Consider the following 17,539-nt stretch of genomic DNA (forward strand, 5'->3'; position numbering starts at 1 on the left):
AGAGAACATCATGAAATTTATCGACGAAGCAAAAATCGAAGTCGCCGCAGGCAAAGGCGGTAATGGCGCAACCAGTTTCCGCCGCGAAAAATTCGTACCCCGCGGCGGCCCTGACGGCGGCGACGGCGGCAAAGGAGGCAGCGTTTGGGCAGAAGCCGATGAAAACACCAACACCCTCGTCGAATACCGCTTCGTCAAACGCTACCAAGCCAAAAATGGCGAAAAAGGCCACGGTTCCGACCGCTACGGCGCAGGTGCGGACGACATCGTCCTCAAAATGCCCGTCGGCACCCTTATCCGCGACCTCGACACTGACGAAATCGTCGCCGACCTGACTTATCACGGACAGCGCGTCTGCCTCGCCAAAGGCGGTAAAGGCGGCTTGGGTAACATCCACTTCAAATCCTCCGTCAACCGCGCGCCAAAACAATCCACGCCCGGCGAAGAAGGCGAAACCCGTTCCCTGCAACTTGAGCTCAAAGTCCTCGCCGATGTCGGCTTGTTAGGTATGCCCAATGCCGGTAAATCCACCCTGATTACCGCCGTATCCGCCGCACGTCCCAAAATCGCCAACTACCCCTTCACCACACTACACCCGAATTTAGGCGTCGTGCGCATCGACGAAAACCACAGCTTCGTCATGGCTGACATCCCCGGCCTGATTGAAGGCGCGGCAGAAGGCGCAGGCCTCGGCCACCGTTTCCTCAAACACTTATCGCGCACCGGCCTGCTGCTGCACGTCGTCGATTTAGCGCCCTTCGACGAAACCGTCAACCCCGCCGAAGAAGCCCTCGCCATCATCAACGAATTGCGCAAATACGACGAAGAACTCTACGGCAAACCGCGCTGGCTCGTGCTGAACAAACTCGACATGCTCGACGAAGAAGAAGCCCAAACGCGCACTGCCGCCTTCCTCGAAGCCATCGGCTGGGATTACCCCAAACCAGACGACCGCTTCCAATTCGACATGGAAACCCCGCGCCTCTTCCAAATCAGCGCACTGACCCACCAAGGCACGCAGGAATTGGTACACCAAATCAACCAATACCTGACCGAGAAAAAACGCATTGAAGCGGAGAAAGCCGAAGCGGAACAGGCAGCGGCAAATACCGAGATTGCTGAGCAGCAGCCTAAAACGGATACTGGCGTGTTTAAGCCGGAGTAAGAAATTTCAGACGGCCCTCGGCATCTAAAATTTAACCTATCAAGTTTTACAAAAGGAAAACATCATTATGAAACTTAAATTAGTCTCTTCAAAAGAAGAAATTATTGAAAACTTGATTCGTTTTGCTCTTTATCAATATAGTGAAGATGAGAGTGAGAAAATTTATTTTAAGGAACGTTTGAGAAAAGGCCAAAATCTCGTCTTTGCCTCTTATGGTAGTAACTATATTTTTTGCCCAAGTCGCTTTGTGGGATATAAAAATTGCATTATAAATAATCATCGGGATGCGATAAATAAAAACGGTTCAGAGACAACGAAACAAATCAGTAGGTTATTAGGAGTCAAAAATACAGAAAATAAAATTGCAGAAAAGGAATATTTGAAACTTTGTAAAAAAATGGGTATTTCTCCAGAAAATAGAAAACGGACATACTGGAAAATCAATTTTCCTGATATATCCTCTAATTTATCTTCTTATAACGGATTTCCTAATGAAGAAGAAATCAAAATTGATGAGGATAAATTTTTAGAGGGTCAAGTCACCCAAGTATGGGTCAATAAATATGAACGAAACAATGATGCTCGAAAAAAATGTGTAGAAAAATATGGCTACACTTGTTCAGTTTGTAATTTTAACTTTGAGAAATTTTATGGTGAATTTGGAAAAAATTTCATTCATGTTCATCATTTAATACCTATTTCAAGCAAAGGTAAAAGTTATGAGCTGAACGCAATTAAAGACTTACGCCCAGTATGCCCCAATTGCCATGCTATGTTACATAAAACCAATCCGCCACAAACTATAGAACAACTCAAACTTTTTATTGAGCAGCAAAAAAATCATTGAATCATAAACTTTAAGCGAATCCCATGACCACCATCTACAACACCCTTACCCGCCAAAAAGAACCTTTCGCCCCCATCGACCCTAAAAACGTGCGTATGTACGTTTGCGGCATGACCGTTTACGACTATTGCCACTTAGGCCATGCCCGCGTGATGGTCGTGTTCGACATGATTGCCCGCTGGCTGCGCGAGTGCGGTTATCCGCTTACTTATGTGCGCAACATCACCGACATTGACGACAAAATCATTGCCCGTGCGGCTGAAAACGGCGAAACCATCGGCGAACTGACCGCGCGTTTCATTCAGGCTATGCATGAAGATGCCGATGCTTTGGGCGTGTTGCGTCCCGACATCGAGCCGAAGGCGACGGAAAACATCCCGCAAATGATTGCGATGATTGAAACCCTGATTCAAAACGGCAAGGCATACCCTGCCTCAAACGGCGACGTTTACTACGCCGTGCGCGAGTTTGCCGCTTACGGACAATTGTCGGGTAAATCGTTGGACGACCTGCGCGCAGGCGAACGTGTGGAAGTGGACGGTTTCAAACGCGATCCGCTTGATTTTGTGTTGTGGAAAGCCGCCAAAGCAGGCGAACCGGCATGGGAAAGCCCGTGGGGCAACGGACGTCCGGGCTGGCATATCGAATGCTCCGCCATGAGTGAAAACCTGTTCGGCGACACTTTCGACATCCACGGCGGCGGCGCGGATTTGCAATTCCCGCACCACGAAAACGAAATTGCTCAAAGTGTCGGCGCGACAGGCCATACCTGCGGCCACGACCACGCTCAAACCCACCACGGTCAAAGTATCGCCAGCCACGTCAAATACTGGCTGCACAACGGCTTTATCCGTGTGGACGGCGAAAAAATGTCCAAATCGCTGGGCAACTTCTTCACCATCCGCGAAGTGTTGAAACAATACGACCCCGAAGTCGTGCGCTTCTTCATCCTGCGCGCCCACTACCGCAGCCCGTTGAACTACTCCGACGCGCATTTGGACGACGCAAAAGGTGCGCTGACCCGTCTGTACACCACGTTGAAAAACACACCAGCGGCTGAGTTTGACTTATCTGAAAACGCCAACGACTACACCCGCCGTTTCTACGCCGCCATGAACGACGATTTCGGTACGGTCGAAGCGGTTGCCGTGTTGTTTGAGCTGGCAGGCGAAGTGAACAAAACCAATGATGCGCACCTCGCCGGCTGCCTGAAAGCCTTGGGCGGCATCATCGGCCTGCTGCAACGCGATCCAATTAAGTTTCTGCAAGGCGGTGCAGTTTTAGAAGGTCTTTCCAAAAAAGAAATTGATGACTTAGTTAAGCAATATGACTTGGCTTGCGCACAAAACAACCAAGCGGAATCCGACCGTATTCGTAACTTTCTTCTGAATGAATATGGTATCTTTCTAGAAGATAGCTCTACTGGCAACACAAATTGGCGACCATCAGAAGAAATTGAGCATCATTTTCAAAGTGGTTATTTTATCCGTAAATCTCTCTCCAACGAAGAAATCGAGGACTTAATCGCCCGACGCAAACAGGCACGCGCGGATAAAAACTGGGCGGAATCCGACCGCATCCGCGACCTTCTGAACGAACACAAAATCATTCTGGAAGACAATGCCGGCGGTACGACTTGGCGCCGCGGTTGATTTCATGGCATAGATAAAAGGCCGTCTGAAACTGTTTTCAGACGGCCTTTTATTTTGCTATTTCCAAAAGGGCGCAAACATCGCGCCCTTTATGTAAAACATCATTTCATTTATGCGCCGAATACTTTCAGACGGCCTTCGATTGGTTGGAAGTTTTTTTCACCGGCAGGAGCCGCGATACCGCCAATCACCATTTGCGCACGCAACAACCAGCTTTCCGGCAGGTTCCATTCTTTGGCAATGGCCGCATCAGGCAACGGATTGTAGTGTTGCAGATTGGCGCCGGTACCGGCAGCCGCCAATGTTGTCCAAACAGCATATTGAACCATGGCATTTGCCTGATCCGCCCAGATCGGGAAGTTGGCCACATAAGATGGGAACTGCTCTTGCAAGCCTTTGACAACATCTTGATCTTCAAAGAACAAAACCGTCGCCGCGCCTGCTTTAAACAAGTTCAGTTTTTGTGCAGTGGCTTCAAACTGCTCGGCAGGAACAACCGCACGCAACGCTTCTTCGACAAAATGCCACACTTTGGCATGTTCTTCGCCAAACAATACGACCACTCGGGCAGATTGCGAATTGAAAGCAGACGGCGTATGCAAAACGGCGTGTTCGATGATTTTGGTTACTTCCTCATTGGACAGAGGCAGAGTGTTGTTCAATGCATAGATAGAACGACGGGTTTCAGCAGCTTGTTGCAAAACAGAATAAGTCATGATCTTTTCCTTAAATTAATCTTTATCTTTACCAAAAACGTTATCCAATGCCCACGCTCCGCCACCGGCTACTGCCAGATACAGGAACACGAAACAGAACAAAACGGCAGATTCGCCATGGTTGGCCAATGGGAACAAAACATTACTAGAAGACGCGTGTGCCATAAAGTAGGCGGCTGCCATCTGACCGGACAAAACAAACGCGGCCGGACGGGTAAACAGACCCAATATCAATAAGATACCGCCGACAATTTCCAAAATACCGGCCACCAGCATCAAGCCTTCAGGCGCGCCGCCCATGGACATCGGAAAACTGAAAAACTTGGCCGTACCATGCAGCAAAAACAAATACGCCGCAACAATACGCAAGACAGACAATACAACAGGTTGGAATGATTTGAGGGCTGACATCTTAATAATCCTTATTTTAATGGCTACCTGAAGGAGGTAGGGAGCAATTTCAATAAGTGCAGTATAGATAATTCCCAGTAAGAGATATATACTCGAATTATTGATACAACGTTTCCTAATAAGAAATCATGGATACCCTATTCAGCCTAAAAGTTTTCCGCCAAGTTGTTCAAAGCGGCAGTTTTACCCGTGCCGCCGATCAGCTCGACATCTCCACCGCCATGGCCAGCAAACACGTCAGCCATCTGGAAAACACCATTCAAGCCAAGCTCTTACACCGCAACAGCCGCAACCTCCATCTGACCGAAGCAGGCGAAGAATACTACCGTCAATGCAGCTACGCACTGGATACCTTGGACACTGCCGCCCAAAAAGCGGCAGGCGGTGCTGATACGCCGCAAGGTATGTTGCGCGTTACCATGCCCCTGTGGTTTGCAGGCGGCAATATGAGCGCATGGTTGGCCGAATACCGCCAGCGTTATCCCAACGTCACGCTCGACCTCGTCCTCGACAACCGCCATATCGACCTCATCGCCGAAGGCTTCGACCTCGCCTTGCGTGTTTCCAAAACCCCCTCTCCTTCGCTGATCGTCAAACCGCTGGCCAAAATCGAATTCGTCCTGCTTGCCGCACCCGACTACCTCGCCCGGCACGGCACACCCGATACGCCCGAAGCCGTCATGCAGCATCAAGCCATTCTGCCTTCCTATACCAGTCAACAAGACTGGGAAATTACCCACCGCGCTACCGCAGAAAAAGCCATTCTCCATCTCTCCCCGGTTATCCGCAGCGACAACACGCTGATGATCCGCGAGCTGATTAAAGCAGGCGCAGGCATAGGCTATCAGCCCCTTTGGGCAGTCCAGCAGGAATTGAAGGACGGCACATTGATCCAACTCCTGCCCGATTACACCATCCGGACAAACCAACTGAACGCCACCTATGTCGACAGGGCATTTCTCAGCGCGAAAGTGCGCAGCTTTATCGACTTTCTCAATGAAAAAATATCGGAAGGATAAACATCAAGGCCGTCTGAAACACTTTTCAGACGGCCTTTAATCAAAACAACAATCCAATCAATAATTGGTCGAGCAGAACTGTTCGCGTTTGTCCGCATCGGCGGCATAGCATGTCAAACCCATGCCTGACGCATTGCTGTTGTTCGCTTTCGCACCCGGTTTCTTGTTCACCAAAACCTTACCGTTTTTTCCGATTTCCACGGTTACGCCTTTGCCGTTTTTCAACTTCCATTTCAACACTTGCGCATCGGCACTTTGGCATTTGCTGACCGTACAGCCGCCTTCTGTCGCGACGTTGCCGTTTTTATAAATCACGCACTGCTGCTGGCTGTCGGTACAGGCCGCATATGCAGCAACGGAGAAACAGGAAATCAGCGCGGCAAACAAAACAGGTTTCATGGTTTGAACTCCTAAGGTTGTGATGATGGGTTTGTGATATTTGGAACTATACGCTTATTTGTATGTACCTACTACAAAATGTATCGGTAACATTCAACGGGCGCAGCACTATATCCATTCCACCAATTATCTAATTCGCCCCATACGATAAAGGCCGTCTGAACATCACTTTTCAGACGGCCTTCAATTGGTTTTCTACCTTAACGCTTCAACTTCGCAAACGCATCCGCCATTGCAGAATTGGTTGGGGCGCGCTCGCTGCGTTGGGGTTTGCGGTCGCGGCGTTCCTGATGTCGGGTTTCAGACGGCCTGTTGCCTTTGGCTGCGCCGCCTGGTTCGTCATCCAGTCGCATAGTCAGCGCGATGCGTTTACGTGCGGCGTCGACTTCCAGCACTTTCACTTTCACCACGTCTCCGGCTTTCACCACTTCGCGCGGGTCTTGGACGAACTTGTTGGACAGGGCGGAGATGTGCACTAGGCCGTCCTGATGGACGCCGATGTCCACGAATGCGCCGAAGTTGGCGACGTTGGAGACCACGCCTTCGAGTATCATGCCGACTTGCAAGTCGCTGATTTCGTGGATGCCTTCGGCGAATGAGGCCGTCTGAAACTCGCCGCGCGGGTCACGGCCGGGTTTTTCCAGCTCGGACAGGATGTCCAGAATGGTCGGCAGGCCGAAGCGTTCGTCGATGAAGTCGGACGCTTTGATTTGCTTCACGCGCTCGCGGTTGCCGATGAGTTCGGCGGCGGTAATGCCTTGTTGCGCCAGCATTTTAGCGACGACGGGATAGGCTTCGGGGTGGACGGCGCTTGCGTCCAGCGGCTCTTTGCCGCCGTTAATCCGCAAAAAGCCCGCCGCCTGCTCGAAGGTTTTTTCGCCCAAACGCGGCACTTTCAGCAATTTTTTGCGGCTGTCGAACGCGCCGTTTTCATCGCGGTAGGCGACGATGTTTTGGGCAAGGGTTTGATTCAAACCGGAAATCCGTGCCAAGAGTGGGGCAGAGGCGGTGTTTACGTCCACGCCGACGGCGTTCACGCAGTCTTCGACCACCGCGTCCAGCGATTTGGCGAGCTGGCTTTGGTTCACGTCGTGCTGATACTGGCCCACGCCGATGGATTTGGGGTCGATTTTCACCAGCTCGGCGAGCGGATCTTGCAGCCTGCGGGCGATGGACACCGCGCCGCGCAGGGAAACGTCCAAGTCGGGGAACTCGCGCGCCGCCAGTTCGGACGCGGAATAAATCGACGCACCTGCTTCAGAAACGACGATTTTGTGCAGCCCCATTTCCGGCATTCCGCGCACCAGTTCGCCCGCGATTTTGTCGGTTTCGCGGCTGGCGGTGCCGTTGCCGATGGCGATGAGCTTCACGCCGTGCTGCTTAATCAGGCGCGACAGTGTTGCCAACATATTGTTTTCTTGATGCAAATAGACAATAACGGTATCCAGCAGCTTGCCCGTGTCGTCCACCACGGCGCATTTCACGCCGTTACGGTAGCCGGGGTCTAGGCCCAAAGTCGTCAGCCGTCCGGCAGGCGCAGCAAGCAACAAGTCTTTGAGATTACGGGCGAACACGGTAATCGCGTCGGTGTCGGCGGCTTCTTTCAGACGGCCTAGGGCTTCGAGTTCCAGCGACAAAAAGATTTTCGCGCGCCAAGTCAGGCGCACGGTGTCGCGCAGCCATTTGTGGCCGTCTGAAACCTTGAAACGACGGGCAATGAGTTGCTCGTATTCGCTTTGCTGCGTAATCGGCGTGTCGTCGGGCTGGTATTTGAGTGCGATGTTCAAAATGCCTTCGTTGCGGCCGCGCAATACCGCCAGCGCACGGTGGCTGGGCATGGTGCGAATAGGTTCGCGATGGTCGAAATAATCACTGAATTTTTCGCCTTCGGTTTCTTTGCCTTCAACGACTTGCGCGTGGATTTCGGCTTCGTTCCACAACTTGTCGCGCAGCGTGCCGATGAGTTCCGCGTCTTCGGCAAACTGCTCCATTAGAATCGCGCGCGCGCCGTCCAACGCGGTTTTGGTGTCGGGGACGTTTTCGTTCAGGTAGCCCTGCGCGGTGGCTTCCACGTCCTGCGGCTGCTCGGCAAGCAGCGCGTCCGCCAGCGGTTGCAACCCGTGTTCGCGCGCGATTTGCGCTTTGGTGCGGCGTTTGGGCTTGTAGGGCAGATACAGGTCTTCCAGCGCGGTTTTGTTGTCGGCGGCTTCGATTTGCGCCCTGAGGTCGTCTGAAAGCTTGCCTTGCTCTTCAATGCTTTTTAAAACAACGGCTTTGCGCTCTTCCAACTCGCGCAGGTATTGCAGCCGCTCGGCAAGCTGGCGCAACTGCGTGTCGTCCAGCCCGCCCGTGGCTTCCTTGCGGTAGCGGGCGATAAACGGCACGGTCGCGCCGTCGTCCAAAAGCTCGATAGCGGCGGTGATTTGGGCGGCGGTAGCCGAAAGTTCTTGGGAGAGGATTTGAGTAATGTTCATCAATAGAATTCCAACGGACAGGCCGTCTGAAATTTCAGACGGCCTGATTTAAAAACAATCGCTTTAAGGTAGCGAATTATAATATTCGTAGGCTTTGTCCATGTCTTCAAACTGGTACATATGTCCTTTTTCCAGCACCATCGCATTATCACAATATTGCTTCATGGCGCTGTGGCTGTGCGACACCAAAATGATGGAACGGTCTTTGCGCTTTTCAAACAACTCGTACTTACATTTATCGGCAAAGCGCGAGTCGCCAACCGCAATCACTTCGTCAATCAGATAGCAGTCAAATTCTACCGCCAACGACAAAGCAAATGCCAAACGCGCCTTCATACCCGAAGAATAACGCTTAACCGGCTCATAAAGATATTGACCCAGCTCGGAAAACTCTTCGGTAAAGTTTTTCACATAATCAATATCGACGTTGTAAATCCGGCAGATGAAACGCAAATTGTCCATACCGGTCAGACTGCCTTGAAACGCACCGGAGAATGCCAAAGGCCAAGAAATACTCATCGTCCGCTTGATTTCGCCCGTGGTTGGCGGCTCAACGCCGCTAATCAAACGGATGAGCGTCGATTTACCTGCACCATTACGGCCGAGAATACCGATTTTCTCGCCCTTCTCCATTTTGAAGTTGATATCGTGCAAGACTGTCCGCCAACCTTGGCGGGTCAGATAGCGTTTGGAAACGTGTTCAACTGAAATCATTGCGGCTCAACCCCTTTGCTGAATCTCGCCACCATCGCCAAACCAAGCAGCAGCAAAACTAAATTACACAACAAAATATACCAAGGATTTTCGTAAGTCGTGACGCTGTTACCAAAATATCCGGCACGGAACATTTCTGTACCATGCACCATCGGAATCATCAGCACATAGTGTTGTAACTGCTGAGGCAGGTTGTGTACGAAGAAAAACACGCCGGATAAAGGCATCATCACAAAACTGATGGTACTCCAAACCTTACCAAACGGCTCAAAGTGAAACGCCACCGAACAAATGACCAGCCCCAATCCAACGGCAAACATAGCCATTAAAAGCCAAGCCAACAACATATAGAAAATATCTGCCGGTACATCAATCCAACCGATGACGACCAATGCGAACATAATCACGACCTGCGCAATGGTGGCACCGGCAATCTCCAACAACATACGCGCAAAAATGGTATCTAAAACGCGTACATTTCGGTGATACAGCAGGCTTGTATTGGCAGAAATCGAACCGATAGCACGATTAGAAGCATTACGCCACATCATCATCATCGGATAGCCTGTCAGCGTGAATGCCACGATATTCAAGGCTGACACGTTGTGCATGCGGAAAAATTTCCACATCAACACCATAACCAAAGTCAGCAGCAAAGGTTCGACAAACAACCACAAAAAACCAATGTTATTACGACCGTAGCGAGTAATAATTTCACGCATTAAGAGTGCGCCGATTACCCTTTTTTGGATAAGCAGCGACTCCAAAAACGATGTTTTATGTAGCTCTTTCATCAGTTTTTATGCTCACGGATACTTGCCGTCAGCAACACGGCAATGCCATAGACAATCAAACCGATGACAAACGTTGCCACGATGTTGTACAAACGGTTTGGCTCATGTGCCAAGTCAGGTTTGTTCGGCTGGGAAATCACTTCCAGATACAATTGCTGACGATCTGCTTCCGCTTTTGCACTTTCCAAAGAAGTCATCGCCGCAGCCAATTGTTTCTCAGCCAATTCATTTTCCAAATACACGCGTTGATATTCCGCCGCCTGATTGGACAACGAACCCTCACCTCCGCCAGAAATCGCTTTCATTTGTTGCGAGATTTCTTTACGCAAGCTTTTCTCGCGCGCAATCAAACCTGGAATTTGCGGGTTTTCAGGCGTAACGGCTTTTACCTGGTCAAGCTGGGTTTGAATGACAATCAACTCGTCCTGCAATTTGGATACCAAACCCATTTGCACATCGGATTGCGCCTTCAAGTCAAAAATACCGTTGGACACACGGAATTTTGTCAATTGGGCAGAAGCTTCTTTAACTTTCTCTTCGGCCGAATTAACCACTTCCTGAGCATAACGAATCGTATCCTGACGCGCACGCTCGTTCAGCTGGTTGATCAATACCTCACCCTGTTTGAGCAAAGCATCATTGATCTTTTGAGATTCACCGGCATTGAACGATGTAACGCTCAAATTGGAAATGCCTGAGACAGAGTCAAAATGGATGGATACCTTATCGCGGTAGTATTGATAAAACGCTTCATCCTCGCCACGCAGGCCAAAACCATTAAAACGGCTGAAGATGTCGCCTTCTTTTTCATAAAAATCACGAACGGGCATTTTCTTACGCAACGCGTCCAAAGCTGAACGCGACTGCATATATTCCTGCACGGTATAAATATCGTCTTGCGCACGAGAGAAACCAGACCCCTGCAAAATGGCACCCAAGCCGTTCAAAGACGATTGGCTCTTAGGAGAACGCACCACAAAGCTGGACTGGGATGTGAACTGATCGGAAGCAAATATTCCGTAATACACACCGGAACACAAAGTCGGCACGATAACCGTTACCCAAAGCAACGGATTAATCTTACGCAACCAAGAATTTTTGGCCTTTTTCTTTTCGGGAGCCGGTTGTTCCGGTTTCACATCCACATTTGCAGAAACTTGCTCAGACATTATTTTCCCCATTAGTTCACTAAATTATTAATACTGTTCGCACCGCTAACCACAGGCGAGAACACAAATGACAAGAACTTGCGTACTTCAGCCATCGGCGCATTCGATACGTACACCACGTCCTTATCCTTCACAGGGAAACGCTGCATCCAAAACATAGAATTCGCATCTGCCAGGTTCAAACGGTAGACCACAGGAATCTCTGCACGATCGCCATAACCCTTTTCAACCCATTTAGATTGTTTCTCAGGAGGCAGCTCGGATAAAGGCGCATAACGGAATACAAATACACCGCGCGCATCTGCACTATAATCCTGCAAGCCGCCCATACGTCCCACAGCCTCAGCCAAAGACAAGCCCTTCACAGAGAAACCAATCTGCTGCGTATGACCGACCGCACCCATAGACGTAAACGTGCTCGGATTAGTAATCATTGTGACTACATCACCACGGCGCAACAAAATATTTTGACGCGGATGCGCCACCAAATCTTCTAATGCAATCGTTCTGACAACATTACCGCGTGTCAGCTGTACGTTCGTATCCTGTACATTCGCAGTCGAACCGCCCACGGCAGCCACCGCATCCAACACGCGCTCGCCTGCAGCCGTCAAAGGCATACGTACACTGTTACCCGCACGGATAACCGATACATTCGCCGCATTATTTTGCACCATGCGCACCATTACCTGCGGCTGGTTCGCCATTTTTTTCAGACGGCCTTTAATAATATTTTGCACCTGAACCGGTGTTTTACCGAGGACAGACACATCGCCGATAAACGGCACAGAAATCGTACCTGAAGAGCTGACCATCTGTTCGGGCAGCTTCGTTTGCTGCGCATTACCCGAACCGGTAGACGACAAAGCCCCACCGAACAATACAGCCGGAGGAGCTTCCCAAATCGTAATGTCCAGCACATCACCTATATTAATAGCCCCTATTGATGATGTACCATCGCCCAACTGAGCAAATGACTGATTAACTTGCGCTTGATATAGCGACTGAGCTACCGCACCATTCACATCAATCAATTCCACCTCCGGCACTTCGGCTGTAGCCGGCTGTTGCCCCAAAGCAACAACATTTCGTGTACTTGGGCCGGAAGTAGGAAGAGAAGAGCATGCAGCCAACAGACTGACACACAACAATAACATGCCCCTGCGGGTAAGACATTCTGCTTTCAACATTGATTAAATCTCACTATACTTTTAATTACGCGCAGCCATTATAACACCTGATGAAATATTAGGCCGTCTGAAACCTGACATAAGTATCAAAAAACATCACATTACAGCGAATACCGTCATGAGAAAACTTAAAAAACTGATTCGACAACCAGGTGTATTCTTCCGCGACTATCTCAACAAAAGATACCCTGTCCGCAACGCCGAACAGCGTACAACAGAGTCTGACGAACCGGTCATTATCGACAACAGCCTGTATTTAGCCGAACTTGAAAAGAGTATCAACCTTCCCCCTATTAAAGTTGATGTCGTTTTCACATGGGTAAATAACCAAGATCCCCAATGGCAGCAGCGTCGCCGCCAATATAGCCCTACTGCCGAACAAAACGCACTTCACAATAATGACGAAGCCCGTTTCAGCAACCACAACGAACTTTACTATTCACTTCACAGCGTGCGTACCTTCCTGCCGTGGGTCAACCATATCTACATCATTACCGATAACCAACGCCCCGACTGGCTCAATCCCGTCGACTATCCCAACGTCAGCATAATAGATCACAGTCAAATCATTGCCCCGCAATACCTGCCCACCTTCAATTCGCATGTAATCGAAGCACACCTGCACAACATTCCCAATCTAAATGAACACTTCATCTATTTTAACGATGATGTATTTGTTGCCCGTCCATTACCGAAGGAACACTTCTTTCACGCCAACGGCATTGCTTCACTATTTATTGCAGACAAAAGCCTAAAACAAATGTCCGAAAGAGGAACCGATACACCCACTCTTTCCGCCTCAAAAAACTGCATCGCACTATTACAACAGCACTACGATTGCCACATCGACCGTCCGTTAGTACACACCTATATTCCACTGCATAAAAGCAGCTTTCAATTTGCTTGGCAGCACTACCGTACTGAGATTGAAGCCTTTTTATCCAACCGTTTCCGTTCTAACCACGATCTCAACCTTGCCACCTTCCTCGTACCTTGGCTGATGTTTTTAAACAGGAAATCTACAGTAGGTAATGAAATATGTTATTATTTTAATATCCGCTCCAACAAAGCGCCTGCCCAATATATCAAGCTCTTAGAAAATAAAAAAACTGGGCGGCAGCCACACTCTTTTTGTGCCAACGATTTTCACAGCCAGCAACAGATTGAAAACTACCAGGACAAACTGATTCAAATGCTGGAAAATTACTTCAAAACCAAATAAAAATAAAAGGTCAAAAAAATGAACAATAAAAAATTTCGGAAGCTCTTACGAGACCCTAAACTCTTTTTCCGCGACATGTACGCCAAACGCGTAATGAAACTCAAAAAATACCTTCCCTTAAAATACGAAGGTAATAATCAATTTACAATCGTTTCAGCCGTTTATAACGTCGAAAAATACCTAGATGAATACTTTGACAGTATCGTCAAACAAAGCTTGAATTTCAAAAAACACATTCAAATCATTCTAGTAGATGATGGATCAACCGACCATTCGGCAGAAATCATCAAACGATGGCAAGCCAAGTTTCCAAAAAATATCCATTATTTTTACAAAGAAAATGGCGGCCAGGCCTCGGCACGCAATCTGGGTTTGCAACATACACAAACTGAATGGGTAGTATTTACTGACCCTGACGATTATCTTCACCCTGACTACTTCAAATCAGTAGATACGCAAATTAGCCAACATCCGTCGGCAGTAACTGTAGCTACTAATATGAAGTTTTTCTTTGAAAATCAAAATATCATTAAAGATAGTCATCCTCTAAAATTCCGTTTTGACAAAACCCACGTTATTGATGTTGCCAAGCTCGATAAATTCATCAATATGTCTGCTGCCTCAACCTTTTTCAGAGTCAGCCATATTAAAAAACAGAATTTGGTGTTTGACCACAATGTTAAGCCAAACTTTGAAGATGGCAAATTTATTGCAGACTATTTATTAGATTTGCAGGACGCAAAAGCTGTGTTTGACAGAGATGCCGTCTATTTCTATCGTAAACGTGAAAGTGGTACATCCACTTTAGATACTTCTTGGCAAAAAGTAGAAAAGTTTTCTAATGTTTTTGAGTATGGCTTCTTGCCTATGCTTCAAAACTATAAAAACCGCTTAGGGCATGTACCCTCCTCAATACAAAAAACCGCATTATATGATATGGCTTGGTATATTCAACAATTGCTTAATAGACCTGAACGTCTAGATTTGTTGGATGCCAAACAAAAATCACATTTTTATGATCTAATGCAGCAGGTTTTTAATTATATTGATCAAAAAAATATTATGGAATTTGGCTTAGCAGGAGTATGGCTATTCCATAAGGTTGGTATGCTTGGAATGTTCAAACAGAGCGAGCCGCCATTCCAAATCGCCTATATTGAAAACATTGATCGTGAACGCAAACAGTTCCTTATCAGCTATTTTACCTATTTTGACCAGCCATATTCTGTACAGGCCGATGGGCATGAGCTTATTCCCGCCTATGCAAAAAGCGTGGTCAATAAGCTAAATGAACAATTATTTGTTTACGAAAAACGTTTGTGGGTTCCCTATGGTGATGTTGCAGACAACGCCAAAATTAATATCCTACTAAACAAAAAAGCAATGCGGATTTCGATTAAAGGTAAAACCTTTATGCACGGCATTGCATTAAATGAACTTATCGGTTTATTTACGCCGTCTGAAAAATACCTTTCAGACGGCAGCTGGCTCTTAATGGATAGGGAAACTAAAGCTGACGACAACGCCGAGCATTTTTATCGTTATATGATGCAGAACCACCCAGAGCAAACTTGCTATTTCGTACTTAACAGAACTGCCCCAGACTGGAACCGTCTCGAACAGGAGGGCTTCAAACTTGTAGAATTCGGCGGTAGTGAATATGAACAACGTTTGCGTAAAGCTGAAAAAATCATTTCCAGTCATTTGGAAAAACACATCAACAATTATTTTGGGGATTTATACGAACACAGCAAAAAATTTGTCTTCCTTCAACATGGAGTCACCCAAAACGACCTTTCTGCATGGTTCAATACTAAAACTAATCTACATTGTTTTATTACTACTGCCACCCCTGAATATCAAACAATCATAGCTAACCCTAGCCGCTATAAGCTAACAAAAAAAGAAACAGTGTTAGCAGGCTTTCCTCGTTATGATAGTTTAGTATCAAAAAATATTGATCAAAGTAGAAAAATCCTAATTATGCCTACTTGGAGAAACAATATTGTAGGACAAAATATTGGTCGCGGTAGCAACACACGTGCGTTAAATAGTGATTTTATGAAAACTTCCTATGCACAACATTGGTTTAATTTTTTGCACTCTATAAATTTAAGACAATTAGCAGAAAAGTTTAACTATGAAGTTATATTTGCTCCACACCCAAATATTGAGCCTTATTTAGACTTCTTTGATATTCCTAATTACATTCAGGTTTGGAAAGGATCAAGTGCTATAGAAAGTATACAAACCTTATTTGGCCAATCATCAATTTTAATTACTGACTATTCCTCTGTAGCCTTTGATATGGCATATCTGAATAAATCTATTATCTATTATCAATTTGATCAACAAGAATTTTTCTCTGGAGCCCATACCCTCCAAAGGGGATGGTTTGACTATGAAAGTTCTGGCTTTGGGCCAGTCACGTTAACTGAACAAGAAACATTTAATGAACTAGAAAATATTCTCAAAACGGGTTTAAAACCAAAATATCTTGAACGTATCCGTGCTACCTTCCCATTTCAAAAAGGTGGTAACTGCGAACGTGTGTATCAAGCTATTATCGCCCTTGATCATGCCGAAACTGTCGACAATCTACCGATTCTGGTCGATATGATTGAGCAAGCAGAAAATCATCAGGCATGGGACTTGGCTGCAAGCCGTATTCAAACTCTGCTTGATACAGGCCGTCTGAATGCGGAAGAAACAACTGATTATCGCCATCGTTATCTGAACGCTTTATTTGAGAGCAAACAGTTTGATACTTTGCAAAACCTGTTACCTGATTATCCCGATACCGCAGGTTACTGGAATGCGAAAATGGACTTATATATCGGTAATGCCGTTAAAGGGGCGGAATTTTTTGCTGAAAACGAGCATATAGGAACGCAAAATGATTTACTTATAGCATTACTTGCAGCCTCGTTTCATCAAGCAAAAAGGCCGTCTGAAAAACTGTTTGCCCGGATAGGTACAGACTTACCCGATTCATATCAACCTTTGTTAGCCGTAGCACAAAAGCTATCGGAGCAGAATTATTTTGTAGCATTAGCTTTACTGAAAACGTATATTGATAGCTTGGATGATCGCACAAAAGGTTATCTCAAACCCGAGCTATTGGCTTCTTACCTCTGCATGAAACTTGGTAACTTACAAGGCGCGCATCAGTATTTGGTTGCTTTTGAAAAACATACTCAGAATGATCCAAGTTGCCGTATCGCCATTGCAAGACTGGCAAAATTACGCGGTGATTCTGAAAAACTATTTACCCAGCTTAACCGTGCCTTTGAAGAAAATCTGCTCTTAATTCCTGAAGATTTAACAGTCGATTATCTGAAAAAAATGTACGCCACCGGCAACACTGACGGCGAAGGATATCTCTTGGCTCAACTGCGCCAAAAATATCCTGAGAATCCATCTTTGGCCTTGTATGAAGCTGAAAAACTTGCTCAAAACCAAGATTGGGAGTCTGTCACCAAAATATTGGCTGATTTTGCACAAACCTCACCGGAAACGATGTATCTTTATACAACTGCTTTATGCCGTCTGAAAAATCATCAGGCAGCACAACGTTATTTTGACAGTCTCTCTCTACAAGATACAGCAGCATATTGGAAGCTGGCAGCTGAAATAGCCGAAGCTAAAGGTGACAAGGTATTACAGGCTGAGTGTCTGAAAAAACAATTGGCTTGTTTAGAGTAATCTCTGTCTTATCTTAAAAAAGGCCGTCTGAAAACTTTTATGTTTTCAGACGGCCTTTACTA

Annotated in this window: 14 protein-coding genes; 6 read left to right on the forward strand and 8 right to left on the reverse strand. The window is 47.1% G+C overall.

The genetic code is table 11. The annotated features are described in order from the left end of the window. Positions 1-10 precede the first annotated feature (10 nt). The 3 genes from obgE to cysS all read left to right on the forward strand — a co-directional run bounded on the left by obgE (position 11) and on the right by cysS (position 3,664). Entirely contained in the window at positions 11-1,165 is a 1,155-nt protein-coding gene (gene obgE / locus ACTHS8_RS05470; protein WP_295708620.1) for a GTPase ObgE, read from the forward strand. A gap of 67 nt (positions 1,166-1,232) precedes the next feature. Beyond that, positions 1,233-2,012 carry an HNH endonuclease gene (locus ACTHS8_RS05475; RefSeq protein WP_295708623.1) on the forward strand — a complete coding sequence of 260 codons (780 nt, stop codon included), beginning with the start codon at positions 1,233-1,235 and terminating at the stop codon, positions 2,010-2,012. 23 nt (positions 2,013-2,035) lie between these two features. Further along, complete coding sequence (cysS, locus tag ACTHS8_RS05480) at positions 2,036-3,664, forward strand: cysteine--tRNA ligase (RefSeq protein WP_295708625.1); 1,629 nt, start codon at positions 2,036-2,038, stop codon at positions 3,662-3,664. A gap of 110 nt (positions 3,665-3,774) precedes the next feature. Here cysS and ACTHS8_RS05485 read toward each other — a convergent pair whose 3' ends face one another. Together ACTHS8_RS05485 and ACTHS8_RS05490 are read right to left on the reverse strand one after the other, a co-directional pair. Continuing rightward, positions 3,775-4,380 (reverse strand): nitroreductase family protein, encoded by a 606-nt coding sequence (locus ACTHS8_RS05485; protein ID WP_295708629.1) that lies wholly within the window; start codon positions 4,378-4,380, stop codon positions 3,775-3,777. A 15-nt stretch (positions 4,381-4,395) separates the two neighbouring features. Further along, on the reverse strand, positions 4,396-4,791 hold the full coding sequence (locus ACTHS8_RS05490; RefSeq protein WP_440373191.1) for a DoxX family protein: 396 nt from the start codon (positions 4,789-4,791) through the stop codon (positions 4,396-4,398). Between the two features lie 128 nt (positions 4,792-4,919). Between ACTHS8_RS05490 and ACTHS8_RS05495 the strand changes: the two genes are divergently transcribed. Continuing rightward, the gene (locus ACTHS8_RS05495; RefSeq protein WP_440373192.1) at positions 4,920-5,810 is read left to right on the forward strand and encodes a LysR family transcriptional regulator; all 891 of its coding nucleotides are present in this window, start codon (positions 4,920-4,922) and stop codon (positions 5,808-5,810) included. A 57-nt stretch (positions 5,811-5,867) separates the two neighbouring features. Here the strand turns inward: ACTHS8_RS05495 and ACTHS8_RS05500 are convergent, their stop codons facing one another. The 6 genes from ACTHS8_RS05500 to ACTHS8_RS05525 all read right to left on the reverse strand — a co-directional run bounded on the left by ACTHS8_RS05500 (position 5,868) and on the right by ACTHS8_RS05525 (position 12,550). After that, a complete protein-coding gene (locus ACTHS8_RS05500) occupies positions 5,868-6,209 on the reverse strand; it encodes a hypothetical protein (RefSeq protein WP_003683849.1) in 342 nt (113 codons plus the stop codon). Between the two features lie 200 nt (positions 6,210-6,409). Then, on the reverse strand, positions 6,410-8,683 hold the full coding sequence (locus ACTHS8_RS05505) for a Tex family protein (protein WP_440373193.1): 2,274 nt from the start codon (positions 8,681-8,683) through the stop codon (positions 6,410-6,412). A gap of 63 nt (positions 8,684-8,746) precedes the next feature. Then, positions 8,747-9,397, reverse strand: a complete 651-nt coding sequence (locus tag ACTHS8_RS05510; protein WP_003747991.1) for an ABC transporter ATP-binding protein — start codon at positions 9,395-9,397, stop codon at positions 8,747-8,749. After that, complete coding sequence (locus ACTHS8_RS05515; protein WP_070590183.1) at positions 9,394-10,191, reverse strand: ABC transporter permease; 798 nt, start codon at positions 10,189-10,191, stop codon at positions 9,394-9,396. Before ACTHS8_RS05515 ends, ACTHS8_RS05510 begins: the two co-directional genes overlap by 4 nt. Next, positions 10,191-11,360 (reverse strand): capsule biosynthesis protein, encoded by a 1,170-nt coding sequence (locus ACTHS8_RS05520; protein ID WP_440373194.1) that lies wholly within the window; start codon positions 11,358-11,360, stop codon positions 10,191-10,193. The genes ACTHS8_RS05515 and ACTHS8_RS05520 overlap by 1 nt, the downstream gene beginning before the upstream one ends. An 11-nt stretch (positions 11,361-11,371) precedes the next feature. Next, positions 11,372-12,550 carry a polysaccharide biosynthesis/export family protein gene (locus ACTHS8_RS05525; RefSeq protein WP_150537002.1) on the reverse strand — a complete coding sequence of 393 codons (1,179 nt, stop codon included), beginning with the start codon at positions 12,548-12,550 and terminating at the stop codon, positions 11,372-11,374. 118 nt (positions 12,551-12,668) lie between these two features. On the opposite strand from ACTHS8_RS05525, the gene ACTHS8_RS05530 reads away from it, so the two are divergent. Beyond that, positions 12,669-13,772 carry a stealth family protein gene (locus ACTHS8_RS05530; RefSeq protein WP_222570706.1) on the forward strand — a complete coding sequence of 368 codons (1,104 nt, stop codon included), beginning with the start codon at positions 12,669-12,671 and terminating at the stop codon, positions 13,770-13,772. A gap of 93 nt (positions 13,773-13,865) precedes the next feature. Beyond that, a complete protein-coding gene (locus ACTHS8_RS05535; protein WP_440373195.1) occupies positions 13,866-17,477 on the forward strand; it encodes a CDP-glycerol glycerophosphotransferase family protein in 3,612 nt (1,203 codons plus the stop codon). The last annotated feature ends 62 nt before the right edge of the window (positions 17,478-17,539 follow it).

The sequence above is a fragment of the Neisseria sp. P0016.S008 genome, from assembly GCF_051957775.1.
Classification (GTDB): domain Bacteria; phylum Pseudomonadota; class Gammaproteobacteria; order Burkholderiales; family Neisseriaceae; genus Neisseria; species Neisseria flavescens_B.